The 21871-nt window shown below is 62.7% G+C and carries 17 protein-coding genes; 6 read left to right on the top strand and 11 right to left on the bottom strand.

The annotated features are described in order from the left end of the window. Window position 1: 1 nt before the first annotated feature. Together DOM32_RS07310 and ubiG are read right to left on the bottom strand one after the other, a co-directional pair. Complete coding sequence (locus DOM32_RS07310) at window positions 2–679, bottom strand: HAD-IA family hydrolase (protein WP_110632774.1); 678 nt, start codon at window positions 677–679, stop codon at window positions 2–4. Further along, the gene (ubiG, locus tag DOM32_RS07305) at window positions 676–1455 is read right to left on the bottom strand and encodes a bifunctional 2-polyprenyl-6-hydroxyphenol methylase/3-demethylubiquinol 3-O-methyltransferase UbiG (protein WP_110632771.1); all 780 of its coding nucleotides are present in this window, start codon (window positions 1453–1455) and stop codon (window positions 676–678) included. The genes DOM32_RS07310 and ubiG overlap by 4 nt, the downstream gene beginning before the upstream one ends. A gap of 288 nt (window positions 1456–1743) precedes the next feature. Here ubiG and galU point away from each other — a divergent pair, with 288 nt between their 5' ends. Both galU and DOM32_RS07295 read left to right on the top strand, forming a co-directional pair. Next, window positions 1744–2631 carry a UTP--glucose-1-phosphate uridylyltransferase GalU gene (galU, locus tag DOM32_RS07300; RefSeq protein WP_071230039.1) on the top strand — a complete coding sequence of 296 codons (888 nt, stop codon included), beginning with the start codon at window positions 1744–1746 and terminating at the stop codon, window positions 2629–2631. Between the two features lie 4 nt (window positions 2632–2635). Next, the gene (locus DOM32_RS07295) at window positions 2636–3916 is read left to right on the top strand and encodes a nucleotide sugar dehydrogenase (RefSeq protein WP_071230038.1); all 1281 of its coding nucleotides are present in this window, start codon (window positions 2636–2638) and stop codon (window positions 3914–3916) included. 75 nt (window positions 3917–3991) lie between these two features. On the opposite strand, the gene DOM32_RS07290 is transcribed toward DOM32_RS07295, so the two are convergent. Beyond that, a complete protein-coding gene (locus DOM32_RS07290) occupies window positions 3992–4576 on the bottom strand; it encodes a superoxide dismutase (protein WP_167400652.1) in 585 nt (194 codons plus the stop codon). A gap of 367 nt (window positions 4577–4943) precedes the next feature. On the opposite strand from DOM32_RS07290, the gene DOM32_RS07285 reads away from it, so the two are divergent. From DOM32_RS07285 to msrA, 4 genes are all read left to right on the top strand, one after another. After that, the gene (locus DOM32_RS07285) at window positions 4944–5969 is read left to right on the top strand and encodes a coiled-coil domain-containing protein (RefSeq protein WP_157957034.1); all 1026 of its coding nucleotides are present in this window, start codon (window positions 4944–4946) and stop codon (window positions 5967–5969) included. Between the two features lie 4 nt (window positions 5970–5973). Next, a complete protein-coding gene (tamA, locus tag DOM32_RS07280) occupies window positions 5974–7815 on the top strand; it encodes an autotransporter assembly complex protein TamA (protein ID WP_110632761.1) in 1842 nt (613 codons plus the stop codon). Then, complete coding sequence (gene tamB, locus DOM32_RS07275; RefSeq protein WP_244179841.1) at window positions 7779–11951, top strand: autotransporter assembly complex protein TamB; 4173 nt, start codon at window positions 7779–7781, stop codon at window positions 11949–11951. Before tamA ends, tamB begins: the two co-directional genes overlap by 37 nt. A gap of 140 nt (window positions 11952–12091) precedes the next feature. After that, a complete protein-coding gene (gene msrA, locus DOM32_RS07270; protein ID WP_420876613.1) occupies window positions 12092–12670 on the top strand; it encodes a peptide-methionine (S)-S-oxide reductase MsrA in 579 nt (192 codons plus the stop codon). A 60-nt stretch (window positions 12671–12730) separates the two neighbouring features. Here msrA and DOM32_RS07265 read toward each other — a convergent pair whose 3' ends face one another. The 8 genes from DOM32_RS07265 to DOM32_RS07230 form a co-directional block, all read right to left on the bottom strand. Then, on the bottom strand, window positions 12731–13759 hold the full coding sequence (locus DOM32_RS07265) for a hydrolase (protein WP_071230033.1): 1029 nt from the start codon (window positions 13757–13759) through the stop codon (window positions 12731–12733). A gap of 8 nt (window positions 13760–13767) precedes the next feature. Beyond that, complete coding sequence (pepQ, locus tag DOM32_RS07260) at window positions 13768–15105, bottom strand: Xaa-Pro dipeptidase (RefSeq protein WP_110632758.1); 1338 nt, start codon at window positions 15103–15105, stop codon at window positions 13768–13770. Between the two features lie 24 nt (window positions 15106–15129). Next, a complete protein-coding gene (locus DOM32_RS07255) occupies window positions 15130–16038 on the bottom strand; it encodes a LysR family transcriptional regulator (protein ID WP_110632755.1) in 909 nt (302 codons plus the stop codon). A gap of 143 nt (window positions 16039–16181) precedes the next feature. Further along, entirely contained in the window at window positions 16182–17240 is a 1059-nt protein-coding gene (locus DOM32_RS07250; RefSeq protein WP_110632754.1) for an ABC transporter ATP-binding protein, read from the bottom strand. Beyond that, window positions 17237–18253: an ABC transporter ATP-binding protein gene (locus tag DOM32_RS07245; RefSeq protein ID WP_110632751.1), complete on the bottom strand. Its 1017-nt coding sequence runs from the start codon at window positions 18251–18253 to the stop codon at window positions 17237–17239. The genes DOM32_RS07250 and DOM32_RS07245 overlap by 4 nt, the downstream gene beginning before the upstream one ends. A 4-nt stretch (window positions 18254–18257) precedes the next feature. Then, window positions 18258–19199, bottom strand: a complete 942-nt coding sequence (locus tag DOM32_RS07240; protein ID WP_110632749.1) for an ABC transporter permease — start codon at window positions 19197–19199, stop codon at window positions 18258–18260. Then, a complete protein-coding gene (locus tag DOM32_RS07235; protein WP_071230027.1) occupies window positions 19196–20242 on the bottom strand; it encodes an ABC transporter permease in 1047 nt (348 codons plus the stop codon). Before DOM32_RS07235 ends, DOM32_RS07240 begins: the two co-directional genes overlap by 4 nt. Then, window positions 20239–21828 (bottom strand): ABC transporter substrate-binding protein, encoded by a 1590-nt coding sequence (locus tag DOM32_RS07230; RefSeq protein ID WP_110632746.1) that lies wholly within the window; start codon window positions 21826–21828, stop codon window positions 20239–20241. Before DOM32_RS07230 ends, DOM32_RS07235 begins: the two co-directional genes overlap by 4 nt. Between the last annotated feature and the right edge of the window lie 43 nt (window positions 21829–21871).

The following is a 21871-nucleotide window of genomic DNA, read 5'->3' as shown; positions in this document are numbered from 1 at the left end:
CTCAGCGTTCAGCCAGTGACGCCAAGAGGGTGCCAGCGAGCGACTCCGAGGTGTCGAACCAACGTGCCGCTGGCCAGTCATCGATATCTTCGTCGTCCGGAATATAGCCATAACGGACCGCCACCGCGGTCATGCCTGCGCGGTCGGCCGCTTCCATATCGCGCCGGTGATCTCCGACATACCAGCACTTTCCGGCATCGACGCCGAGCTGCCTGGCAGCGAACAGCAGGGGTTCGGGATCGGGTTTTCTGACCGGCAGGTCGTCGGCACATACGAGCACGCCCGGCTGCAGTCCGAGTGCCTCCACCAGCGGCTCGGCGTACAGCCTGGGCTTGTTGGTCACGATGCCCCAGCCGCGTTTCCCGGCTTCCCAGCGCTCGATGGCGGCTTCCAGCCCCGGGTAGACGCGGCTATTGTCGGCAACGACTTCCGCGTAACGCTCGAGCAAATATTGGCGGGCCACGGCATGCTCCGGGTGATCACTGGCGAGTTCGAGGGCAAGTGTCACCAGCGCGCTACCGCCGTTGGAAACCTGGGCGCGAATCACCTCGTAGGGCAATCGCGCCAGGCCATGATGTTCACGGAGGCGATTGGTGGCTTCGGCCAGGTCGGGTGCCGTATCGATCAAGGTCCCGTCGAGATCGAACAGCAGGGCTTGGGGCAAGACGCTCGATCTCATTTCCCGTTGCCGGTCCGCTCTTCTCCGGTCCACTCCGGGCGCACATGCACCATGTAGTTGACCGAGACATCATTGGCGGTCAGACGGTATCGCCGTGACACGGGATTGTAGGTCAGGCCGGTCTGGTTCTGGAGCCGCAAACCATGTTGACGGCACCAGCTCGACAGCTCCGATGGACGGATGAACTTGCGATATTCGTGCGTGCCGCGCGGCAGCAGGCCCAGCACGTATTCGGCGCCGAGGATCGCAAAGGCGTATGCCTTCGGGTTGCGGTTGATCGTCGAGAAGAACAGATGGCCACCGGGCTTGACCAGCCTGGCGCAGGCTTCGATGACCGAGCCTGGATCGGGCACGTGTTCGAGCATCTCGAGGCAGGTCACGACATCGAATTCCCCGGCATGCTCAGCAGCCATCGCCTCCACGCTGATATGACGGTAGTCGACTTCCACGCCGCTCTCCATCTGATGCAGTTTGGCGACCGACAGCGGCGCTTCCCCCAGGTCGATCCCGGTGACCCGAGCGCCACGCATGGCCATGGCTTCGCTGAGAATGCCGCCACCGCAGCCCACGTCGAGAACACGCTTTTCGGCCAGCGAAACGTGCGATTCGATGAAGCCAAGACGCAGCGGGTTGATATCGTGCAGAGGTTTGAATTCGCCCTCACGGTCCCACCAGCGACTGGCCAGCGCATCGAACTTGGCGATCTCGGCATGGTCCACGTTGCCATGGAGTGCGACGTTGTCGTGAAGCGCGGCGTTATCAGATGATGGTGTCATGAATAGGTTTTCCTTCCCTGGGATGTCGGCGCACCGTCGGATGGGTCGATCGACTGCTTCCGCGACTCGAAGCCGGTGTAGCGGTGCTTGGCTTTGCGATATTCTACTATGGACGGTAGCTTGGCTGGATGCCAAGTTAGCAAAAACAGCTGGTAAAAAAGCGGCACGATTTTGTCACCATTCTGCGACTGTGCTTTCGGCTTCTTGCCCGCTAAGCTAGCAGAAGGGTCCGATATCGGGACGCCAACAAACCGCTGATTCATACCCAGGAAGGGAAGGACCTCAAAAATGATTCGCAAGGCCGTACTGCCCGTCGCCGGATTCGGCACACGTTGTCTGCCCGCCTCCAAGGCGATTCCCAAGGAGATGATCACGATCGTCGACAAACCGGTGATTCAGTATGTCGTCTCCGAGGCGGTAAAGGCAGGCATCAAGGAAATCGTGCTGGTGACGCACTCTTCGAAGAGCGCCATCGAAAACCATTTCGACAAGCATTTCGAGCTCGAGACACAGCTGGAAGCCAAGGGCAAGGACGAACTCCTCGAAGAACTTCGCAACATCATTCCGGACGACGTCAATATCATCAGCGTGCGCCAACCCGAGGCGCTCGGTCTGGGTCATGCCATCCTCTGTGCACGCCCGGTCATTGGCAATGACCCGTTCGCGGTGCTGTTGCCGGATGTCGTCATCGACGATGACGGCATGGACAGCAACGATCTCACCGGCATGATCAAAGCCTACGATGAGACCGGCAAGGCCCAGATCATGGTCGAGACCGTACCGAAAGAATTGACCTACAAGTACGGTATTGTGGCGCTGGAAGGCGATGAGCCGGCTGCTGGCGAGAGCGCACCGTTGACGGGCATGGTCGAGAAGCCCAAGGTCGAAGAGGCACCGTCGACGCTGGCCGTCATTGGTCGTTATCTGCTGCCGGGCGAGATCTTCCCGATTCTGGCCGAAACACCGCCCGGTGCAGGCAATGAAATCCAGTTGACCGATGCCATCGAGACGCTGCGCAAGAACAGCGGCGCGGCCGCCTATCGCATGCAGGGTCAGACCTACGATTGCGGCAGTCAGCTCGGTTATCTCGAGGCGACACTGGCGCTGGGGCGCAAGCACCCGACGCTGGGTGAAGGCTTCCGTCAATTGATCAAACAATACGCGGCCGAGGACTGAAGCGATGCGGGTGGTCGTACATGGTAGCGAACTGGCCGCGGCGACTGCCGCAGCCGCATTATGCTCGGTCGGGCATCAGGTTACCTGGATGCCGCATGCCGATTTCCCCTGGGAAAGTCTGGCCAATGCCGACTGGGTGATCAGCGAGCCGGGACTCAAGGATCAGATTCTGGCAGGCCAGAATTCCGGTCAATTGGTGATCGTCGAAGAAGTGCCCGCCGATACCGACGCGGACGTTCACTGGCTGGCCCTGTCGCCGGATCAGCGTGAAGCCGCCGAGAGTTACGTCAGGCAGGTGCCGGGGCGTCAGAGCACGCCCTTGGTCGTCGTCAACAATTCCACCTTCCCCGTAGGGCAGACGGAGAAGCTCGAGGCACTGCTGGGGCACTCCGGGCAGGTAGCCGTCGCGCTACCGGACCGTATCGAGGAAGGGCGCGCATGGGAGACGTTCACGCGCCCGGCGCACTGGTTGCTGGGCAGCGAGGAAGAGTGGGGCACCCAGCAGATTCGCGAACTGCTGCGCGCATTCAATCGGCGTCACGAAGTGTTCCAGTTGATGCCTCGTCGCGCCGCGGAACTGACCAAGCTAGCCATCAACGGCATGCTGGCCACGCGTATCAGCTTCATGAACGAGCTGGCCGGTCTGGCCGATTCGCTCGGGGTGGATGTCGAATATGTGCGTCAGGGGATGGGGGCCGATACGCGAATCGGTTTCGAATATCTCTACCCCGGTTGCGGTTTTGGTGGACCCAATTTCTCTCGCGACCTGATGCGTCTGGCCGATGTCCAGCATTCGACGGGGCGTGAGTCTCACTTGCTCGAGCATGTCCTCGACATCAACGAAAGCAAGAAAGAGACGCTGTTCCGCAAGCTCTGGAACCATTTCAAAGGCGAACTCGAAGGTCGTACCGTCACGATCTGGGGGGCGGCGTTCAAGCCGGGGACCGCTCGGATCGATCATGCGCCCGTGCTGACGCTGCTGGAAGCGTTGTGGGCGCAAGGTGTCACGGTCAAGGTACACGACCCGGCAGCGTTGCATGCGCTGGGCCAGCTTTATCCCGATCACCCGCAGCTGACGTTGTGCGAGGGCGACTTCTACAGCGCCTGCGAAGGCGCCGATGCCCTGATGCTGGTGACCGAGTGGAAGTGTTACTGGAACCCGGACTGGCGACGCCTGCTGCAGGCGCTCAACACGCCGCTGATCCTGGATGGCCGCAATATCTACGATCCGGCCTATGTCGCCTCGCGAGGCTTCGTCTATCGCGGTATCGGACGGCGGGCCTAGGGTCTTTTGACGTTTCATGCCCGGCCCTTTGGGTTGCGCGGCATTCAAACCCGCGCTGGCCAGCCCGGCCAGCGCTCATTCGGTCACTTCGCTATTGAGCTGCGCGTATTCCCAGTTCAAATGCGGCCATAGCGCATCGAAATACTCTCCTCGTCGACCTCGATGGTCGATTCGATAGGCGTCTTCGGCCAGCGTGATCGCCAGTAACGGGATCGTTCCGACAGGGAATCGCCCCGGCGCCGATGTCGTCAGTTGCAGCAGGTTCTCAGCATCGATCACCAACCAGGACCACCCGGCCTCGCTGGCATCGATCTGGGCTCGCCACCGATATTGCAGCGCCCCCATGCCGCCAAAGGCGGCATCGATCCGCCGGGCCAGTGCGCCGGGCACTTCCACGCTACGCGCGCTCAGTCCATGCCAGAAGAACACCAGGTTCCAGGCTTCCTGGGCATGATGGCGCACGGTTCCGTCATCCGTGTTCGCCAGTGCGGCCAGGGAGAGATCGTCATCGGGCGACTGTCGCGCATTGAGGGCGTCGATGTGACGGCGATGATGATGGCTATAGAGCAGATCGACCTGGGCTCTGGACACTTCTGGCTCCAGCGAATGGCGCTCGAACGGAAGTGCGGGTAATTCGAATCGGGACGCGAGGTGAGACATCGTACTCATCGACATGGTTGGAAGACGGTTGGCAGTAGACACAAGCCGGATCGGGCGAGGGCAGGTCGCGGGCATGCTACCGCGAACCCGGCCGAGATCCCAATTCGATGCCTATATCTTCACCGCGGCTGTTATCATGCGACCCTTGCGTTGCCAAGCCTAGGCTTCGTCACGGCTTTCACGTAACGTAATCCTTCGGCCGTTCGAGGCCGGCTTCCGACGCTGATTCCTCTGGCGTGATGACGCCGAAAGCAGGTGGCCGAGTAGGTGGCCGGCGAGACGATTTCCGGTATCCGCACCCGCGGAGGCCGAGACATCGCCCGTTTCATCAGCGACAGCATCACTATTGGCAAGGTATACGACGTCAATGCCATCACAATCCGACGAGCATCGCGCCCCCCCGACCATCGTGCCCGATCGCAGCGACATGGCGACACCCCGAACGGGTGCGCGCCATTACCAGGGATCTCCCGGGCGGCGCCCGCCCAAAGTGTGGCCATTATGGTGTTTCATTCTGCTGTTGATCGCCGGGGCGGGGGCAGGAGGCTGGCAACTCTGGCAGAGGCTGCAGGCGCAGGATGCCCAGATCGCCAAGCTCAATCAGCGCCTGGATGCGACTGGTTCGACATTGGACGCTTCCGGGGAAAGTCTGCGTGCCGAGTTCGATCGCTTGCGCGATCAGTTCGAGGCGACCCGAGCGGCAGTAGGCAGTCTGGAAACCCGGGTAGCGAAGTCTCGAGAGGATGACCAGACCGCACAGCAACTCGAATCGCTCCAGCATACTGATCAGGAGCTGCGTGATTTGATCGCGACGCTGCAATCCTCGTTCACGGCGCTCGAAAGTACCGGCGAGAACGAACGCGGCGCGCTGTCGGCGAGGCTGACCACGCTCGAAGGCGGCCAACAGCAGCAGGATGAGCGTATCACCGCCGTGAACGACGCTCTGGATCGGCTGGAACAGACCGGCCAAGAGCGATCGGACCAGTTCGTCGCCTCGCTCGATACGCTGCGTCAGGATCAGCAGGCGCTCTCGAAGCAGCTCGAAGAGATCGAGGGCTCGGATACTCAAGCCACGCTGACGGACCTGCAATCTACGCTGACGACGCTCGAGAAACGCGTCGATACGCTCTCGCAGCAGGAGACACCGTCCACGGACGAGTTGGAACAGATTCGCAGCTCGCTGACGGAACTTCGGCAGGGGCAAACCGCTCTCAATGCCAGTCTCGAATCCTTGCAGTCACGCGTCGATGATCTGCCCGCCGGGGTCAGCGCCTCTCAGATTCGCGAACTCAAAGAAAGACTGGGATCACTCGAGGCCAGTCGCGCCCAGCTGACGCGACGTGTCGCCTCGCTGATTACCAATGTCTCTGATCTACAGCGCGGCGGAGGTTGAGTCGATGTTTCAAGCCAAGGTCCTAGGGATGGGACTGATCTGCCTCGGGCTGCCTGTCGCGGGGCACGTCTGGGCACTGGACGTCACCGTGCACGGATTGAGCGGGGCGCCTGCGGACAATGTCGTCAACATTCTTTCCGAGCTCGAGGCCGACAGCCAATCCACTCGCGAACGCCTGGATGGCGTGGTGAGAAACCGGGCCGAGCAGGCCCTCCAGGCATTTGGCTACTACAATGCCGAACTCGCCACTCGCTATCCCGATGAAGACAACGAGCGCGTCGTCATCGATATCGAGCCGGGCGAGCGTACCGAAATCACGCAGGTCGACGTGTCACTCGAGGGCGATGCCAAAGACGATGCGGCGTTCGAAAGCGCGATGCAGTCGAACCCGCTCAAGGTCGGCGATCCGTTGTTGCACTCCCGCTATGACGGCTTCAAGGGCAGGCTGTCGACGCTGGCACTGGAACGAGGCTATTTCAATTCGCGCTTTCGTCAGCAGCGTATCGAAGTCCGCCCCTGGGAGAACAGCGCCCGCATCTTTCTCGACTTCGACAGCGGCCAACGCTACCGATTCGGGCATGTCCATTTTCGAGGCAGTCAGATCCAGCAGCACCGCTTGAAGAACATGGTCCCGTTCGAGCCGGGAGAACCCTACCTCGCCGGCGATCTGGCCACGCTCAACCAGAATCTGGGGCAGACCAACTGGTTCAGTGGCGTGGCGGTACGGCCACGCGTCAATGAAGAGGCATTGCCGGCCGCGCCCAGCCAGTGGTGGCGCGAGGCGACCGGCCGCGACACGACTGCCGACCCCGATTCAGTGCTGGGTGGGCCGGGCTTGAACGTGGCCAGGGAAATAACCGATAGCCGACCCACGGTCGTGCCTGTCGATGTGGAGCTGACCCCGGCGGATCGCCATCAGTTCGAGGTCGGTGTGGGTTACGCCACCGACGTGGGGCCGCGCACCCAGTTCTCCTGGACCATACCCTGGCTGAATCGCTACGGTCACAGCCTGACCAACTCGCTGTATCTTTCCGCGCCCGAACAGCGCTTCTCGGGAGAATACACGATTCCGCTCGAGAACCCGCTGAGAGACAGTTATCGCGTTCGCTACGGCCTCAAGAACATCGATAACGAGGACACCAAGAGCTTCGAGAGTTCGGTCCAGATGGCACGTCACTGGGAATTCTCCAATGGTTGGGCGCAGGATCTCTACTGGCAGACCACCTACGAGAACTTTACCCAGGCCGACCAGGACGATGCCGTACTGCTGCTCTATCCCGGCATCAGCTGGTCGCGCACTCGCAAGCGCAACCAGACCTTCCCGAGCTGGGGCGACAGGCAGCAGTTGACACTGGAATGGTCGGACCCGGCCTGGGGATCGGATGCTCGCTTCGTGCGGACCACCTTCGATTCCCAGTGGGTGAGAATGCTCGGCAGCGAGAACCGTTTCGTCGGCCGTATCGGTGGCGGTGCCATGGCCACCAATACCTTCGACAAGGTCCCGCCATCGCTGCGCTTCTTCGCCGGGGGCGACCAGAGCATTCGCGGATACTCCTACGAGAGTCTTTCGCCCGAGAACGAGGACGGCGAGCTTCTCGGTGGTCAACACATGCTGACCAGCAGCATCGAGTATCAACGCCACCTGACCGGCAACTTCTGGAGCGCCACGTTCGTCGATACGGGCAACGCGTTCGACGAATGGTGGCCGGACGAACTCAAGACCGGCGCTGGCGTCGGCGTACGCTGGATCTCACCCGTCGGGCCGATCCGTTTCGATATCGCCCATCCGTTTGACGACGAGGAGGACTCTTGGCGTCTCCATTTCTCCATCGGACCGGAATTCTGATTCGGCTGCTGCTGTTCCTGGTCCTGTGGCTGCTGGGCCTGATTCTGACACTCGCCGGGCTGGGTCTGTCGCCCTGGGGCAGCCAGTGGCTTTTCGAGCAGGCCCAGTCGCGCGGCTGGGTCGAGGCGCAGCGTTTCGAGGGTGCACCGCTCGATGAACTGACCATCGAGGGGCTACGCCTGTCCGCCGGGACGCTGGATCTCGCCGTGGACAGTTTCCACCTTGCCTGGGCCGACGACTGCCTGCTCAGGGGCCGCGTGTGTCTCGACGATCTGAGCATCACCGGCGCCCGCATTCGACTGGGCGAGAGCGATTCCCAGCCTCCGCCGACGCCCGCAAAGGAAGAGGGCGGCGGCATGCCGTCGATTGCCGTTCCGCTGCCTATCGAGATTCGCCAGGTTCGTCTTGACGACGTCGGCATTCGGCTGGCCGATGGCACCGATATCCATTGGCAGCACTTCCAGACGGGTGCCGAAATGTCCGGCAACCATCTGAAACTGTTGCCCACGACGCTCGACCAGACCCGCATTCAACTGCCTGAGAGTCCGGGCCAGACGCTCGCCATGCCCGATCTCGGCACTGGCGTTCTCAGTCCGGATGCCATCGATGCCTCGGTCGCCGTCAATGCTGCCGGCGACAACGCGACGCTGCCACCGGCCTCGATTACCGACACGCCGCCTGCAGCGCTTCCCGACACGCTTCCCGACAACCTCGTGCCGATGGCATTGACGCCGCTGACGCTGGCCGCTGCCGTCAACGTCGCCGAGGCAGACTCCGACCGAACCGACGCCCGTGTCGAAAGGATCGAGCGGAGTCTCGCAGCGCTTCGCGAGGAGTTGCCCGATCTCCAGTTGCCGCTGGAAGTCGACGCGCCGAGCGTGACGATCAGTGACGTCAGCCTCGAAGGTCCGAATCCGCAACGGTTGAACCGACTGGCGCTCTCTTTCTCCGCCATCGATCGCAGGATCGAGATCCAGCGGCTGATGCTGGATGCACCGGATGGCCATGCCGAGCTTGCCGCCAGTGCCGAGCTCGAGGGGGAGATTCCGCTTGCGCTATCACTGCAAGGGCGGGTAACCCGCGCGCCGTTCTACGGCCAGACGATGACACTCGATGCCAAGGGCACGCTCGACGATCTGGATATCCAGCTGCGCACGGCCGGTAATGCCGAGGCAACGCTCGATGCTAGGATTCAAGCCTTCGAACCTGGGCTGCCGTTCTCCGTGAACCTCAATGCGGATCGGCTGCGTTGGCCGCTGGCGTCGCGTCCGTTCGCGCCTTTCACCGACCTGGACGATGGCCTCGACGAGGCCGCCATCCTCGCGGCACGGAAACTGCAGGACGTGCAGGCCATCGAGCAGACGGCGCCGCAATATCAGCTCGACCACCTGGCGCTGAACGTCGACGGCACGCTGGCGAACTATCGCGCCGATCTCGACCTGGCCGGACAGGGCGCCGGGTTGCCGCCCGCCACGCTGACACTCGCTGGCAAGGGCGATCTCGACCATTTCGCCTGGCAGCCGATGCAGGTGGCAAGCCAGGGAGGCAAGCTCGAAAGCCAAGGCACGGTGCGCTGGGCGCCGGCATTGTCCGCCAGCGTGCATCTGGATTTTCAGCAACTGCCGCTGGGCGCTTTTTCACAGACCCTCACCGGGCAACTGAATGGCCAGACCCAGGCGGCTTTCGCGATGCGCGACGACGGCGGCTGGCAGCTTGCGGTACCTCGGCTGGCGATCGACGGTCGGCTTCAGCAGCGGGCACTCAGTTTGCACGCGCAAGTCGATGGCAACAGCGAGATGCAGTGGAATATCCGCGAGCTCGATTTGCGCCAGGGCGACAACCGGATCACCGCCAGCGGGCGAGTCGACCGGAATCTCGACATCGAGGGTCGTATCGATGCGCCTGCTCTGGGTACGATCCTGCCGGATCTCTCCGGGGCGCTGAGCGGCCGATTTCAGGGCCGCGGGACGCTGGAGCGGCCGCAGATCGCGGTCGATCTTCAGGGCCGCGGTGTCGGCTATGCCGAGAACCGGCTCGAGCAGCTGGCGCTGAAAGCCGACTCCACGGGAACGCAGGATCCGCAGTTCGACGTGGATCTGACAGCGAGCGGCATTCAGACGGCGGGACAGCAGATTCGATCCGTCGAGCTCGATCTCGCCGGACGCCTGTCTCAGCACCAGCTGTCGCTCGACGTGAGCGGTGGCGAGGGCCTTCCGGTCTCGCAGGCGTCCATTCGGCTTCAAGGCGGCCTCGATAGTGCCTTCCAGCATTATCAGGGCGTATTCTCCCGGCTGACGGCCTCGACCGACTATGGCGATATCGGGCTGCGCGATTCGCTGAACTTCAGTGCCAATCTGGCCAATGCCAGCGCAACGATTTCCCCGTTCTGCCTCGATCGCCAGCAGGGTGGGGCGCTCTGTCTGACCGAACGCATGAATGCCTCGGCAGCCCAGGGGCGAGCCGCGCTGTCGATCGACGAGCTTCCCATGGCGCTGCTCAACGACTTCATGCCCGACGCGTGGCAAATCGATGGTCAGACCAACGGCGATATCGTCGCCAACTGGTCGCGAGGCGGTCAGGCCTGGGCTGCCAACGCCGATATCGAGAGTGATGTGACGGTCAGCGGCGTCGATGCGCGAGGCGCGCCGTGGCAGGTGCCGGCGGCGACGATATCGCTGTCGCTGGATGCCGATCAGCAGCGGGCCCGGACCCAGCTCGACCTGCAACTGGAAGACGCGGGCCGGATTCGGCTGCTGGCTCGGATCGACGATCCCGCGGGCGACGGCACGCTGGAAGGGCGTCTGCAGATGAGCGATCTCCGCTTCAGCCCCTATCGACCCCTGGTGGCGGGAATCGACCAGCTGGAAGGCGCCATCAACGGCGATGTGGCGCTCGGCGGCACGCTTGCCATGCCGGCGCTGAATGGCGATATCACCATCGATGGCGTGCAGGTCAAGGGGGGCGTGTCGCCGGTAGCGATCACCGACGCCCAGCTGTCACTGGCTCTGCAAGGCCAGTCGTCGACACTGCAGGGATTCGTGCAGAGCGACGAGGGCCGGCTCGATCTCTCGGGGGATGCCAACTGGCAGGATCCGGCCAACTGGCGAGCCAACGTCAATATCGACGGCACCGAATCGCCGCTGATGGTGGCGATGCCGGCCTACGGTCGCCTGAGAGTTGCCCCGGATCTGCAGATCCATGCCATGCCGCAGCGACTCCAGGTTCGCGGCGATGTCAGCATTCCGTGGGCGCGGCTGGAGATTGGTCAGATTCCCTCGTCGGCGCAGGCGCCCAGCAGCGACACCGTCATCATCACCGAGGAAGAGGATCGCCAGCAGCAGGCCGCAGCCGCGGCCCGGCAGAACGAAGAGGGTGCCGGTACGGCTCAGGCCCTGGCCGATGCGGGGATGCAGCTCGATGTCCGCGTCAACCTGCATCTCGGGCCGGACATGCAACTGGAAGCCTACGGTCTCGAAGCCGGGCTCACCGGCGAGCTGCAGGTGCGTCAGGGCACCGGCCCGGTCCAGCTCTATGGCGACGTCAATCTGGTCGACGGCACCTATACCTCGTTCGGGCAGGACCTGATCATTCGCCAAGGGCAGGTACTGTTCAGCGGGCCGGCGTCCCAGCCGAGTCTGCAGTTCGAGGCCATCCGCAATCCGGATACCACCGAAGACGACGTGATTGCCGGCTTGCGGGTGACTGGTTCGGCGTCGTCACCGCGTCTGACGATCTTCTCCGAACCCGCCATGACGGAAAGCCGCGCCCTGTCCTATATTCTTCGGGGCCGAGCGCCGGAGGATACCGGCAGCGGAGACGACGCCTTGACCTCGGCGTTGATCGGGCTCTCGCTGTCGCAGACCGGCAGTGCCGTAGGGCAGGTCGGCCAGGCGTTCGGCGTGCAGGATCTGAGTCTCGATGCGTCGGGATCGGGCGATGACAGCCAGGTGGTGGTCAGCGGTTATGTCTTCGACGACTTGAAGGTGAGCTACGGCGTCGGCATATTCTCTCCCATCGCCGAGCTGACCCTGCGTTATCGCCTGATTCAGAATCTCTATCTGCAGGCCGTTTCCGGCGCCGCGCAGGCCGTCGATCTGATCTACACCTTCAGCCTGGGCCGTGCCAGCGATACCTGAGACGCTCATCCGAGGGGCTCGCCCGACATTATCGGCGTCCGGCAATGCCGGGCGCCTCTTCGATCATCCGGAGGTAACCCATGTTTAAACGACGTTCCGAATCGCTACCGACTGCGGAGACAGCACTCCCGGGGCGCGATATGCCCATTCAGATCAGCGGTGAACACCTGATCAATGGCGCTGCGATGCAACCGCCTTTCCCGGCCGGCACCGAGCAGATCGTATTGGGGCTGGGGTGCTTCTGGGGGGCGGAGCGGCTGTTCTGGGAGCAGGATGGCGTCGTCGTCACTGCCGTGGGCTATGCCGGCGGTATCACGCCGAATCCGACCTATGAAGAGACCTGTACCGGCAGGACGGGCCACGCCGAAGTCGTGCTGGTCGTCTACGATCCGGCCCGTGTCACGCTCGAGTCGCTGCTGGGTACCTTCTGGGAAGCTCATGATCCGACCCAGGGAATGCGGCAAGGCAACGACCTGGGCACGCAATACCGTTCGACGATCTATACCACCAGCGAGAAGCAGCAAGCGGTGGCCGAGCGGAGCCGGGACGAGTATCAGGCGGCGCTGCAAGCCCAAGGTATGGGAGAGATCACCACCGAGATTCGTCCGCTGGATACGTTCTACTACGCCGAAGAGTATCACCAGCAGTATCTCGCCAAGAATCCCAATGGCTACTGTGGTCTGAAGGGGACAGGCGTCACCTGTCCACTACCGGCCTGATCGCCGATCAGGCATCGCTTGAGTCTGCGGCTCTCTTCGCTGCCTGGCTTGACGATCGGTTCAGTGATCGAGCAGAGGGGAGGGAGCCGTCTGGCTTAGCTTGCGCGGCGCCCACTGCTGCAGCTGCGCTTCGATGCGTCGGGTCAGCCAGGAACCCAGCCGCCCGCCGCGTCTTTCCACGTACCCGACGTGGCCGCCGTGGCGGGCAATTTCCACCCGCACCGACGGCGAGGGCACCGGCAGGCGGGCGAACAGATCCGGCGGCATGAACGGGTCGTCGTTCGCATGCAGGATCAGCGTCGGCAATTCGATTTCTCCCAGCAACGGCCCCGCCGAGGCGCGTCGATAGTAATCGCTGGCAGAGCGAAAGCCGTGCAGCGGGGCGGTGACGTCGTTGTCATAGGCCCAGAAGCTGTTCAACTGTCGAATCTGCTGCGCGCTGATCGTCAACGGCAACGGGGTCGTCCGCAGTCGGGTCAGAACCTTGCGTTTGAGCTGGCGCAGCAGATAGCGCTGATAAAGCCGTGAGAACCCGTGATTGAGCGTATCGGCACTCGCGGCGAGATCCAGCGGCGCGTTGATCGCGATGGCACCCTCCAGCGGCAGACCGTCGCCACCCTGTTCGGCCACCAGTTTCAGCAGCATGTTCGCGCCCAGCGACACTCCCGCAGCCACCATGAGTGCCTCGGGATAACGCTGTGCCAGCTGACCGATAACCCAGTAGGCATCGGCGGTATCTCCCGAGTGATAGGCTCGCGGCAACCGGTTCGGCGTTTGTCCGCAGCCACGAAAATGCATCAGCACGGCGCGCCATCCCATTCGCGCCGCGGCATGGAGCAGCTCGCGGGCGTAGGGCGAATCGAAGGAACCTTCCAGACCATGGAATAGCAGGAAGATCGGCGCGTCGGCGCGTGGCGGGGCCGGGCGGGCCCAGGCCAGCTCCACGAAATCGCCATCCGGCAGGTTCACGACCTCGGTGTCTTTCGCCAGAAAGCCGCCGGGTAGCAGTCGCGGCAGCAGTGTCTGGACGTGCGCGTTGCGCAGCCCCGACGGCGCGCGAAAATCAGCCGATACGATCGTGCCTGCCATGAATGGATTCAATCCTCGGCGATCGGTCTGCCCTGGGTCAAATTGTCGTGACCCTCTGCCGTGACGATCACGTTATCCTCGATCCGGATGCCTCCGTGATCCTGAAGCCGGTCGACGGCCGCCCAGTCGACGGTTTCACGCTGCGCGCCCTGGCGAAACGGCGCCAGCAACATGGGAATCACGTACAAACCCGGTTCTATGGTAACCACCATGCCGACGTCAAGCGTGCGTGTCAGGCGCAGGGCAGGATCTTCGGCCGGCGGCGGCAACGGCGTACCCTGTCCGTCGCGCTGCCGGCCGCCCACGTCATGAACCTGAATGCCCAGGCTGTGCCCGAGCCCGTGGGGGCAGAAGGCGCGTGTCAGGCCGCTCTCCACGGCCGCTTCGGCGCTGATCGAGATCAGTCCGGTCTCGACCAGCAGCTCGGCCAGATGGCGGTGCATCTCCCGGTGCAGTTCAACGAAATCCAGTCCCGGAGCCAGCCGCGAAATGAGACGCTGCTGATAGTCGGTGACGCCCTGGATGAGTCGCTCGAATAGCGGGTCGGCGTGAACGGAAGCCCAGGTGCGCGTGATATCCGCCGCGTAGCCTGCGTGGGAGTGGCCGGCGTCGACCAGCAGCGACTTCGGCGTGCCGGGTGCCTCCACGTCATAGTGTTGATAATGCAGGGTGCCCGCGTGGTGGTCGATGCCGATGATATTCTGGTAGGGAACCTGGGATTCCCGCTGGCGCGTCGCCGCGAGATAGGCGAGCTGGATATCCAGTTCGCTGGCGCCCGCTGCAAAGGCATTGCGGGCCGCATCGTGGCCCTTCAGGGCCCACTGGTTGGCAACGAACAGGCAATGGCGCTCGTAGTCATCCTTGTACATGCGCAATTCGTCCAGCGCCGCCAACAGCGCCGGCGGATTGAGCTCGGCCCCGGCCGGCAGCGACGATGCTTCCAGATTACCGATCACGGCCAGGCGACGGGCAGCCATATCGCTTTCCGGCGGCCAGCCGGTATCGCGCAGTGGCTGTAGCGTCATGACTTCCGCCAATACGCCCGTCGGCGCTGGCGTGGCCAGGTGCCAGAAATCGGCCGGCGCGTAGTAGTACCAGCGGGGCGAACTACCCGGCTGAATCAGCAGCCAGTCGTGCTGATGATGGCTGGCCCCGGTCCAGTGGACGAAATGACCGTAGCTCTTGAAGGAGGCTTCCTGATCATCGGCAAAGTGGACGCCGGCATGGCCGCTGTAGATCAGAACGGCATCGAACCGTTGGGCAGCGAGAATATCGGCGTAAGCCGACTGGAGGCGTTCCAGGTGGGCGCGTTGAAGCGTTGCGACGGTATCGTTGCTAGAAATCATGGGCTTTTCCTGTCGTTGGATTTATCACCGGGCGGCAGCGAGTCGTGTCAGCAGGCCCGGTAGCGTGGGATGCCGACTGTCCTGCCGAAAATAGAGGCGTAACGATAGCGGCACGTCCCAGCGTTGATCGCCGGCACGCGTCAGCTCGCCAGTTTCGAGAAGATGACGAACCGTGCGCCAGGGTAGCCAGCCAAGCCCGTAGCCCTGCTGCACCAGTTCACGAATGTTGGATGTCTGGACGTTCTCGTTGAGCGTGGACAGATGCACTTCCTGGCGTGAGCGCCCCCAGTGGGCCTGCAGCGCTGCGGCGATCAATCCGCTGGGATGATAGGCGATATGCGGTACCGGCTCCCGCTTGTGGCCGGGCAGGGCAAAACGTGGTTGACCATCGGCATCGGCCAGGCAGACGGGGATCAGACGCTCCTCGCCGATCTCGAGGTAGCGCACACCACTGAGATCGATATCGAGTGCCGTGCGACCTTCCGGCCAGTAACACAGCGCCAGATCCACTTCGCCACGCTCCAGCGCCTGAAAATACTCTCCGACCAGCCAGCTCGTGGCACGCAGATAGGGTTCGACCTGCGACTGGATGGCATTCGTTTCCAGCCATGAAGGGACGAAGTGGGTCACCAGGCTCTGGGGCGCCGCCAGCTTGACGCGACGCGAGTCCTCCCGGGCGAGGTTCTGCAATCGTTCCCGCGTGACCCGCACCCGCTCGGTAATCTGCTTGCACAGAATGAGGAACTCCTCGCCGGCCGGGGTCAGACTGAGCGGCAGTGTCTGACGGTTGATCAGCGTGGCGCCCATCGACTCCTCGAGCAGTTTGATGCGCCGCGAAAAGGTCGGTTGGGTGACGTTCTGTTGATCGGCGGCACGAGAAAAATGACGCGTTTCGGCCAGGACGATGAAGTCCTCCAGCCAACGTAGTTCCATGGTGTTCTCTATCGTAAATCACGCGGTTGCGATGCGCCGGACGATGGGTTGGCAAATCGCCTCATCGAGATCATAGAACCGACTCGAAAGCACCGACTCGAACCAGCCTACCCGATACGCCGTTGAGCGACTATTGAAGGCGATCATGGAACGCGTCCTTCCTCGACGGCGTGGCACGCGACCCGATGACCGTCCCGGGTAACGAGCGCTGCCGGCATCTCCCGCTGGCAGCGAGCGTTGACGTGAGGGCAGCGCTCCCGGAACACGCACCCGCTCGACGTCTCGATCGGGGGCGGGTCTTCGTCGCTCAGACGCAGTGGCTCGGTATCGCTATCTTCCAGCCGAGGACTCGCGGCCAATAGCGCCCGGGTATACGGGTGCCGGGGTTGCGCGAAGAGCGTGTCGGCATCCGCCAGTTCGCAGATCGTCCCTCGATACATGACCGCGACTTGCGTGGCGAAGTGCTCGACGACCGCCAGGTCGTGGGTGATGAACAGGTAGGTCAGACGACGTTCCGCCTGAGCGTCCATCAACAGATTCATGATCTGGGCCTGAACCGAGACGTCCAGGGCGGAGACGGGCTCGTCGGCCACGATGAACTCGGGTTCCACGCTTAGCGCCCTGGCGATGGCGATACGTTGCCGTTGCCCGCCGGAGAGCTCGTGGGCGAAGCGCTCGCCCCAGCCGATATCGACACCCACGTCTGCCATCAGCGCATCGGCCCGATGGCGAATCTTCGAACGCGGCCAGTCGGGATGATGGAAACGAATGGGCTCCTCGAGGGTCTGGCGCATTGTCAGGCGCGGATTCAGCGACGAATGAGGGTTCTGGAAGATCATCTGCATGCGCCGACGAAAAGGGCGCCACTGCTTCGCGTCGAGACGGTCGACTCGCTGGCCGTCGTAACTTACTTCCCCGTCGCTGGCCGTCAGCAGGCCCATGATCAAGCGTGCCAGGGTCGATTTGCCACATCCCGATTCGCCCACCACGCAGAGTGCATCGCCGCGCTGGATATCCAGGTCGACGCCATTGACCGCATGAATCCTCTGACGGCGCCAGGCGCGCCGACGCTTGTCGAACCGCCACGGCAGCAGGCGTTCCGGATGCAGCGCAAAACGTTTGTGCAAGCCACGAACCCGGACCAGCGGAGCGGGCACATCGGCCGCGCGTCCCAGCGTCTGCAGCGAATCGGTGGGGTTCATATTGCCTCTTCCTCGATCGGCACGGTCGTTATCAGTTCACGGACCCAGTGGCAGGCAACCCGGCTTCCGCCGGAAGAGACGGCCTCGGGCACCCGTTCCACGCACGCCTGCCGCAGTCGCCCTTGTGGCGTGAAGCGGTAACGACATCGGGGATGGAAGGCGCAGCCGTCCGGCACCCGGGCAAGGCTCGGCATGTTGCCGGGGATCTGCGCCAGGCGCTGCCTGGGCAGCGTCATCTGGGGCAGGGCATTGATCAATCCCTGCGTATAGGGATGCTGGGCATCATTGATGATCTCCCGGGTCGGCCCCTGCTCGACGATACGGCCGGCATACATCACCAGCAGGCGCTGTGTCAGTTGGCCGATGACGCAGAGATCATGGGAGATCACGATCAGGCCGACGTTGTGCTTGCCGCATAGTTGCGTGAGCAGAGCGATGATCTCGGCCTGGATGGTGACATCGAGAGCGGTGGTGGGCTCGTCGGCAATGATGATGTCGGGATCCAGCAACAGCGCGATGGCGATGACCACGCGCTGGCAGAGCCCACCGGAGAGCTGGTGCGGATACTGCTCGAAACGCTGCTCGGGGGAGGACACCTGCACCTGGCGCAGCTTGTGCAGCGCGATGGCCCGTGCGCGGCGCTCGGAGATCCGGCGGTGGGCCTTGAGACTCTCGATCATCTGCCGGCCGATGGTCAGGGTCGGATTGAGCGTCGTCAGCGGATCCTGGAATATCATCGCCACGCGGTTGCCCCGAATCCTGCGCAGTTGGCGATCCGAAAGTGTCGTCAGTTCGCGTCCTTCGAACCGAACGCGACCGCCGGCGATGTATCCCGGCCGGGAAAGCAGTTTCAGCAGGCTGAAGGCGAGCACCGACTTGCCGGCGCCGGACTCGCCAACGATACCCAGCCGCTCGCCACGTTCGAGTGCGAAACTCACGTCACGCACCGCGCGGATCTCGTCGTGCCGCAGCGGGAAACGGATATCGAGGTGATCGACCTCCAGCAGCGCCATGGCGTTATCCCTTGTGAAGACGAGGATTCATCGTATCGCGCAACCAATCCCCCAGCAGGTTGATGACCAGGACCAGCGTCACCAGAAACAGCCCCGGCAACAGCGTGATCCACCAGGAATCGGACTGCAGGTAGTCGAATCCCGACTTGATCAGCGAGCCCAATGACGGTTCGGTCTCCGGCATCCCCAAACCCAGAAACGACAGCGCCGCTTCGGCCATGATGGCGTTGGCGACCTGAATGGTGGAGAGCACGAAAATCGGCGTCAGCGTGTTGGGAAGTAGGTGTCGCAACATGATGCGATAACTCGAGAAGCCCAGCACGCGAGCGGCGTCGACATAGTCTTTCTGTTTTTCCGCCAGGACGCTTGCCCTGACGGTGCGGGCATACTGGGGCCATTCGCTCAGGCCGATGATCAGTATCAGGATCACGACGCCATAATCGCCATAGAACGCGCCGCCGAATGCTGCCTTGACCACGGCACCGATGATGATCGCCATCATCAAGGTCGAGAACGACAGCTGGATATCGGCCAGCCGCATCAGTAACGCATCGACGAAGCCTCCCCGGTAACCTGCGAGCAGCCCCAGCGCCGTACCCAGCACGGATTGCAGCAGCACCGCGCCGAAGCCGATCGCAATCGACACGCGCGCGCCGTAAAGCATACTCGAGAGCAGATCCCGGCCCTGCACGTCGGTGCCCAGTAGATGGGCAGGTTCACTGCCTGCGATCCAGAAGGGTGGCAGTTCGGAATCCAGCAGGTTGATCTGCGCGAGATCATAGGGATTGCTGGGCGCGATCCAGGGTGCGAGAAGAACGCTTGCCATGATCAGCACGAAGAGTGTCAAACAGACCTGGGCGCGGCGGTTGCGTTGCAACCGGTATAGAAAATAGGAGCCGCGGAAGCGACGCCAGACGGTTGCCGGGGAACGAGTTTCGGGACTCATGCAGCCCTCCCGCTCAACGTGATCCGCGGGTTCAGCAGCCGATACAACAGATCGACGAGGGTATTGATCACCACGAAAAGCAGTCCGACCACCATCAGGTAGGCCACGATCAGCGGCATGTCTGCACGCTCGATGGCATCGAGAAACATCAGGCCTGCTCCTGGCCACTGGAAGACGGTCTCCGTCAGCAGGGTATAGGCCACCAGCGTACCGATCTGTACCCCGCCCAGCGTCACTACCGGCAGCAGCGTGTTCTTCAGCGCGTGCAGAAAATAGATGCGCGATGGCCGCAGCCCTCGGGCTCTGGCGTATTTCACGTAGTCCGACTCCAGTACCTCTAGCATTTCGGCATGAATCAGGCGGACAAACAATGGCAGCATGACCAGCGCCAGCGAGAAGGCCGGGAGTAACAGATAGAGAATGCCCTGCAGCGTGGCGAAATTGGTGTACCAGACGCCCAGGACATGGACGGGATTGCCACGCCCATAGGCAGGCATGCCGCCTTCGATGGAGAAAAGCTGGTTGAGCCAGTGGCCCCAGCCGGTATCCGCGGGAAACAGCGTTACCTGGATGCCGATCGAGAAGACCTGGATCAGCACCATGGCGGTCAGAAAGACCGGCACGGAGATACCGATCACCGATAACCCCATCAGGGTCTGCGACAACCAGCTGCGTGGCCGAATCGCGCAGAAAACGCCCATCGGCACCGATAGCAGAAGTGTCAGTACGGCACTGGCCGCCACCAGCTCGAGGGTCGCCGGCAGATAGCGGGCAATCACGCTGAGCGCAGGCTCGTGAAAGAAGTAGGAGCGGCCGAAATCCAGGTGCAAGGCGTCGTTCGCGAAATCCAGATATTGCGCCCACAGCGGGGCATCCAGACCGAGCGAGTGACGCAGTGCCGTGGCTTCTGCCTCGGTAGCCGCTGGCCCGAGCATCTGCTGGACGGGATCTCCCAGTCCACCTTGGATCGCGAAGCCGATCATGCTGATGATGAACATCACCAGGACCGCCTGGCACAGCCGCCGAATCAGAAACGGGATCATCGAGACCGCACGACCACGTCGCCCAGATAGGGCATGTTCATGACATTCAGCACGGGCGCGATATCGACCCGCTCGGCCGCCGCCCAGGCGAGATTCTGCCAGTACAGCGGGATGAACGGAGCGTCGTCATGGATCGCCTGCTCGGCCTGCCTCAGCAACTGGGCGCGAGCGTCCGGCCGGGTGGTGAGGTTCGCCCGGTCGACCAGCGCGTCGATCTGCGGATTGCAGTACTCGCTGGCGTTGTAACGCCCGGCGCCCGTGTCGGGATCGGGACAGAAGGTCAGATACTCGAAAAAATTGGCGGAATCGCCGGTATCGGAGTACCAGCCCATCATCATCATGTCGGCGGCACGGTTATCGTATTTGGCCCAATACTGATTCTTGGGTAGCGTCTCGAATTCGACAGTGACGTTGATCTTGGCCAGCATGGCGGCAATCGCCAGTGCCACCTGTGCGGTCTGGGCATCGTTCACGTAGCGGTTGTTGGGCGCCATCAGGGTGACCGAGAACCCGTCGCCGTAGCCGGCGTCACGCATCAGCTCTCGGGCCCTGGCGAGATCATAGCGTGGCGTCAGCGTCGATACGTGCCCAGCATAACCCTTGGGCGACATCTGCGCCGCGGGTGTCGCAAAGCCTTTCAGCAGACGCTCGGCAATGGCCGTCTGATTGACCGCGTAGGCAAAGGCGCGTCGCACGCGCGCATCGCGAAATGCCGGTACCCGCTGCTCGTTGAGCTGCAGCATGGTAATACGAGTGCCGGGCATGGTGACCAGCTTGACGCCATCCGCGTGACGTAATCGCTGCACGGCACTGAAGGGCACCGGCGAGATGAAATCGACGTCACCGGCGAGCAGGGCGGCGACACGAGTCGCACTCTCGGCGATCGGCGTCATGACCAGACGATCGACGTTGCCGGGTGAATCGTCGTCCCAGTATTTGGGGAAACGCTTGAACTCGATCCGGGTGCCCGGCTGACGCGACACGATCTCGAAAGGGCCGGTGCCAGACAGGTGATTCGAGGCAAAGGAGTTGCCATTCTTGACGATCTCGCTCTTGTCCTGCCCCTTGGCCGAAGTGCCGGTATAGAACTGGCTGTCCATCGGAAAGATATAGGTCGCGAGGTTGAGCAGTAGCGGATAGGGCTGACGCGTCCGCAGGTCGACGGTGAAGTCGTCGACCGCTTCGACGCGTTCGACGGGAGCGAAAATGGCGCGGAAATCCGGGCTCCGCTTGAGACGCTGCACCGTCCATACGACATCCTTGGCCGTGAAAGCGTTACCGCTATGAAAGGTGACGCCGTGCCGCAGGTGTAGCCGCATGGTCGTATCGTCGAGTCGTTCCCAATCGGTGGCCAGCCGGGGTTCGAGCTGAAGATCCCGGTTCCAGCGAACCAGCGGGTCGAAGGCCAGATGGGAGAGCTGGAGCATGCCGATGGCAAGCTGTTCGTGAATATCCAGCGACACCGGGTCGGTGTCATAGGCCACTCTGAGCAGGGTGCTCTTATCGTCCGCCATGGCTGCGCAAGTCAATGGCAACAGAGACAGGCTTCCCATCAGCAAGCCAAGCAGAATCGTCGTGAGACGCATTGCGGGTCCGATATTGTTATGAAATCACGCCTTGAGATGACGT

Source organism: Salinicola salarius (assembly GCF_003206135.1).
Lineage (GTDB): Bacteria > Pseudomonadota > Gammaproteobacteria > Pseudomonadales > Halomonadaceae > Salinicola > Salinicola salarius.
The sequence above is the reverse complement of the archived record's forward strand: the minus strand, read 5'-3'. Positions and strand labels throughout refer to the sequence as shown.

What these genes read in the sequence shown, in the direction of transcription:
- msrA (WP_420876613.1), top strand. Translation starts at nt 12,092, where the DNA reads ATGCCCATTCAGATCAGCGGTGAACACCTGATCAATGGCGCTGCGATG.
- DOM32_RS07295 (WP_071230038.1), top strand. Translation starts at nt 2,636, where the DNA reads ATGCGGGTGGTCGTACATGGTAGCGAACTGGCCGCGGCGACTGCCGCA.
- DOM32_RS07310 (WP_110632774.1), bottom strand. Translation starts at nt 679, where the DNA reads ATGAGATCGAGCGTCTTGCCCCAAGCCCTGCTGTTCGATCTCGACGGG.
- DOM32_RS07230 (WP_110632746.1), bottom strand. Translation starts at nt 21,828, where the DNA reads ATGCGTCTCACGACGATTCTGCTTGGCTTGCTGATGGGAAGCCTGTCT.
- DOM32_RS07265 (WP_071230033.1), bottom strand. Translation starts at nt 13,759, where the DNA reads ATGGCAGGCACGATCGTATCGGCTGATTTTCGCGCGCCGTCGGGGCTG.
- DOM32_RS07290 (WP_167400652.1), bottom strand. Translation starts at nt 4,576, where the DNA reads ATGTCTCACCTCGCGTCCCGATTCGAATTACCCGCACTTCCGTTCGAG.
- DOM32_RS07255 (WP_110632755.1), bottom strand. Translation starts at nt 16,038, where the DNA reads ATGGAACTACGTTGGCTGGAGGACTTCATCGTCCTGGCCGAAACGCGT.
- DOM32_RS07235 (WP_071230027.1), bottom strand. Translation starts at nt 20,242, where the DNA reads ATGATCCCGTTTCTGATTCGGCGGCTGTGCCAGGCGGTCCTGGTGATG.
- DOM32_RS07240 (WP_110632749.1), bottom strand. Translation starts at nt 19,199, where the DNA reads ATGAGTCCCGAAACTCGTTCCCCGGCAACCGTCTGGCGTCGCTTCCGC.
- DOM32_RS07245 (WP_110632751.1), bottom strand. Translation starts at nt 18,253, where the DNA reads ATGGCGCTGCTGGAGGTCGATCACCTCGATATCCGTTTCCCGCTGCGG.
- galU (WP_071230039.1), top strand. Translation starts at nt 1,744, where the DNA reads ATGATTCGCAAGGCCGTACTGCCCGTCGCCGGATTCGGCACACGTTGT.
- DOM32_RS07285 (WP_157957034.1), top strand. Translation starts at nt 4,944, where the DNA reads ATGCCATCACAATCCGACGAGCATCGCGCCCCCCCGACCATCGTGCCC.
- DOM32_RS07250 (WP_110632754.1), bottom strand. Translation starts at nt 17,240, where the DNA reads ATGAACCCCACCGATTCGCTGCAGACGCTGGGACGCGCGGCCGATGTG.
- ubiG (WP_110632771.1), bottom strand. Translation starts at nt 1,455, where the DNA reads ATGACACCATCATCTGATAACGCCGCGCTTCACGACAACGTCGCACTC.
- tamA (WP_110632761.1), top strand. Translation starts at nt 5,974, where the DNA reads ATGTTTCAAGCCAAGGTCCTAGGGATGGGACTGATCTGCCTCGGGCTG.
- pepQ (WP_110632758.1), bottom strand. Translation starts at nt 15,105, where the DNA reads ATGATTTCTAGCAACGATACCGTCGCAACGCTTCAACGCGCCCACCTG.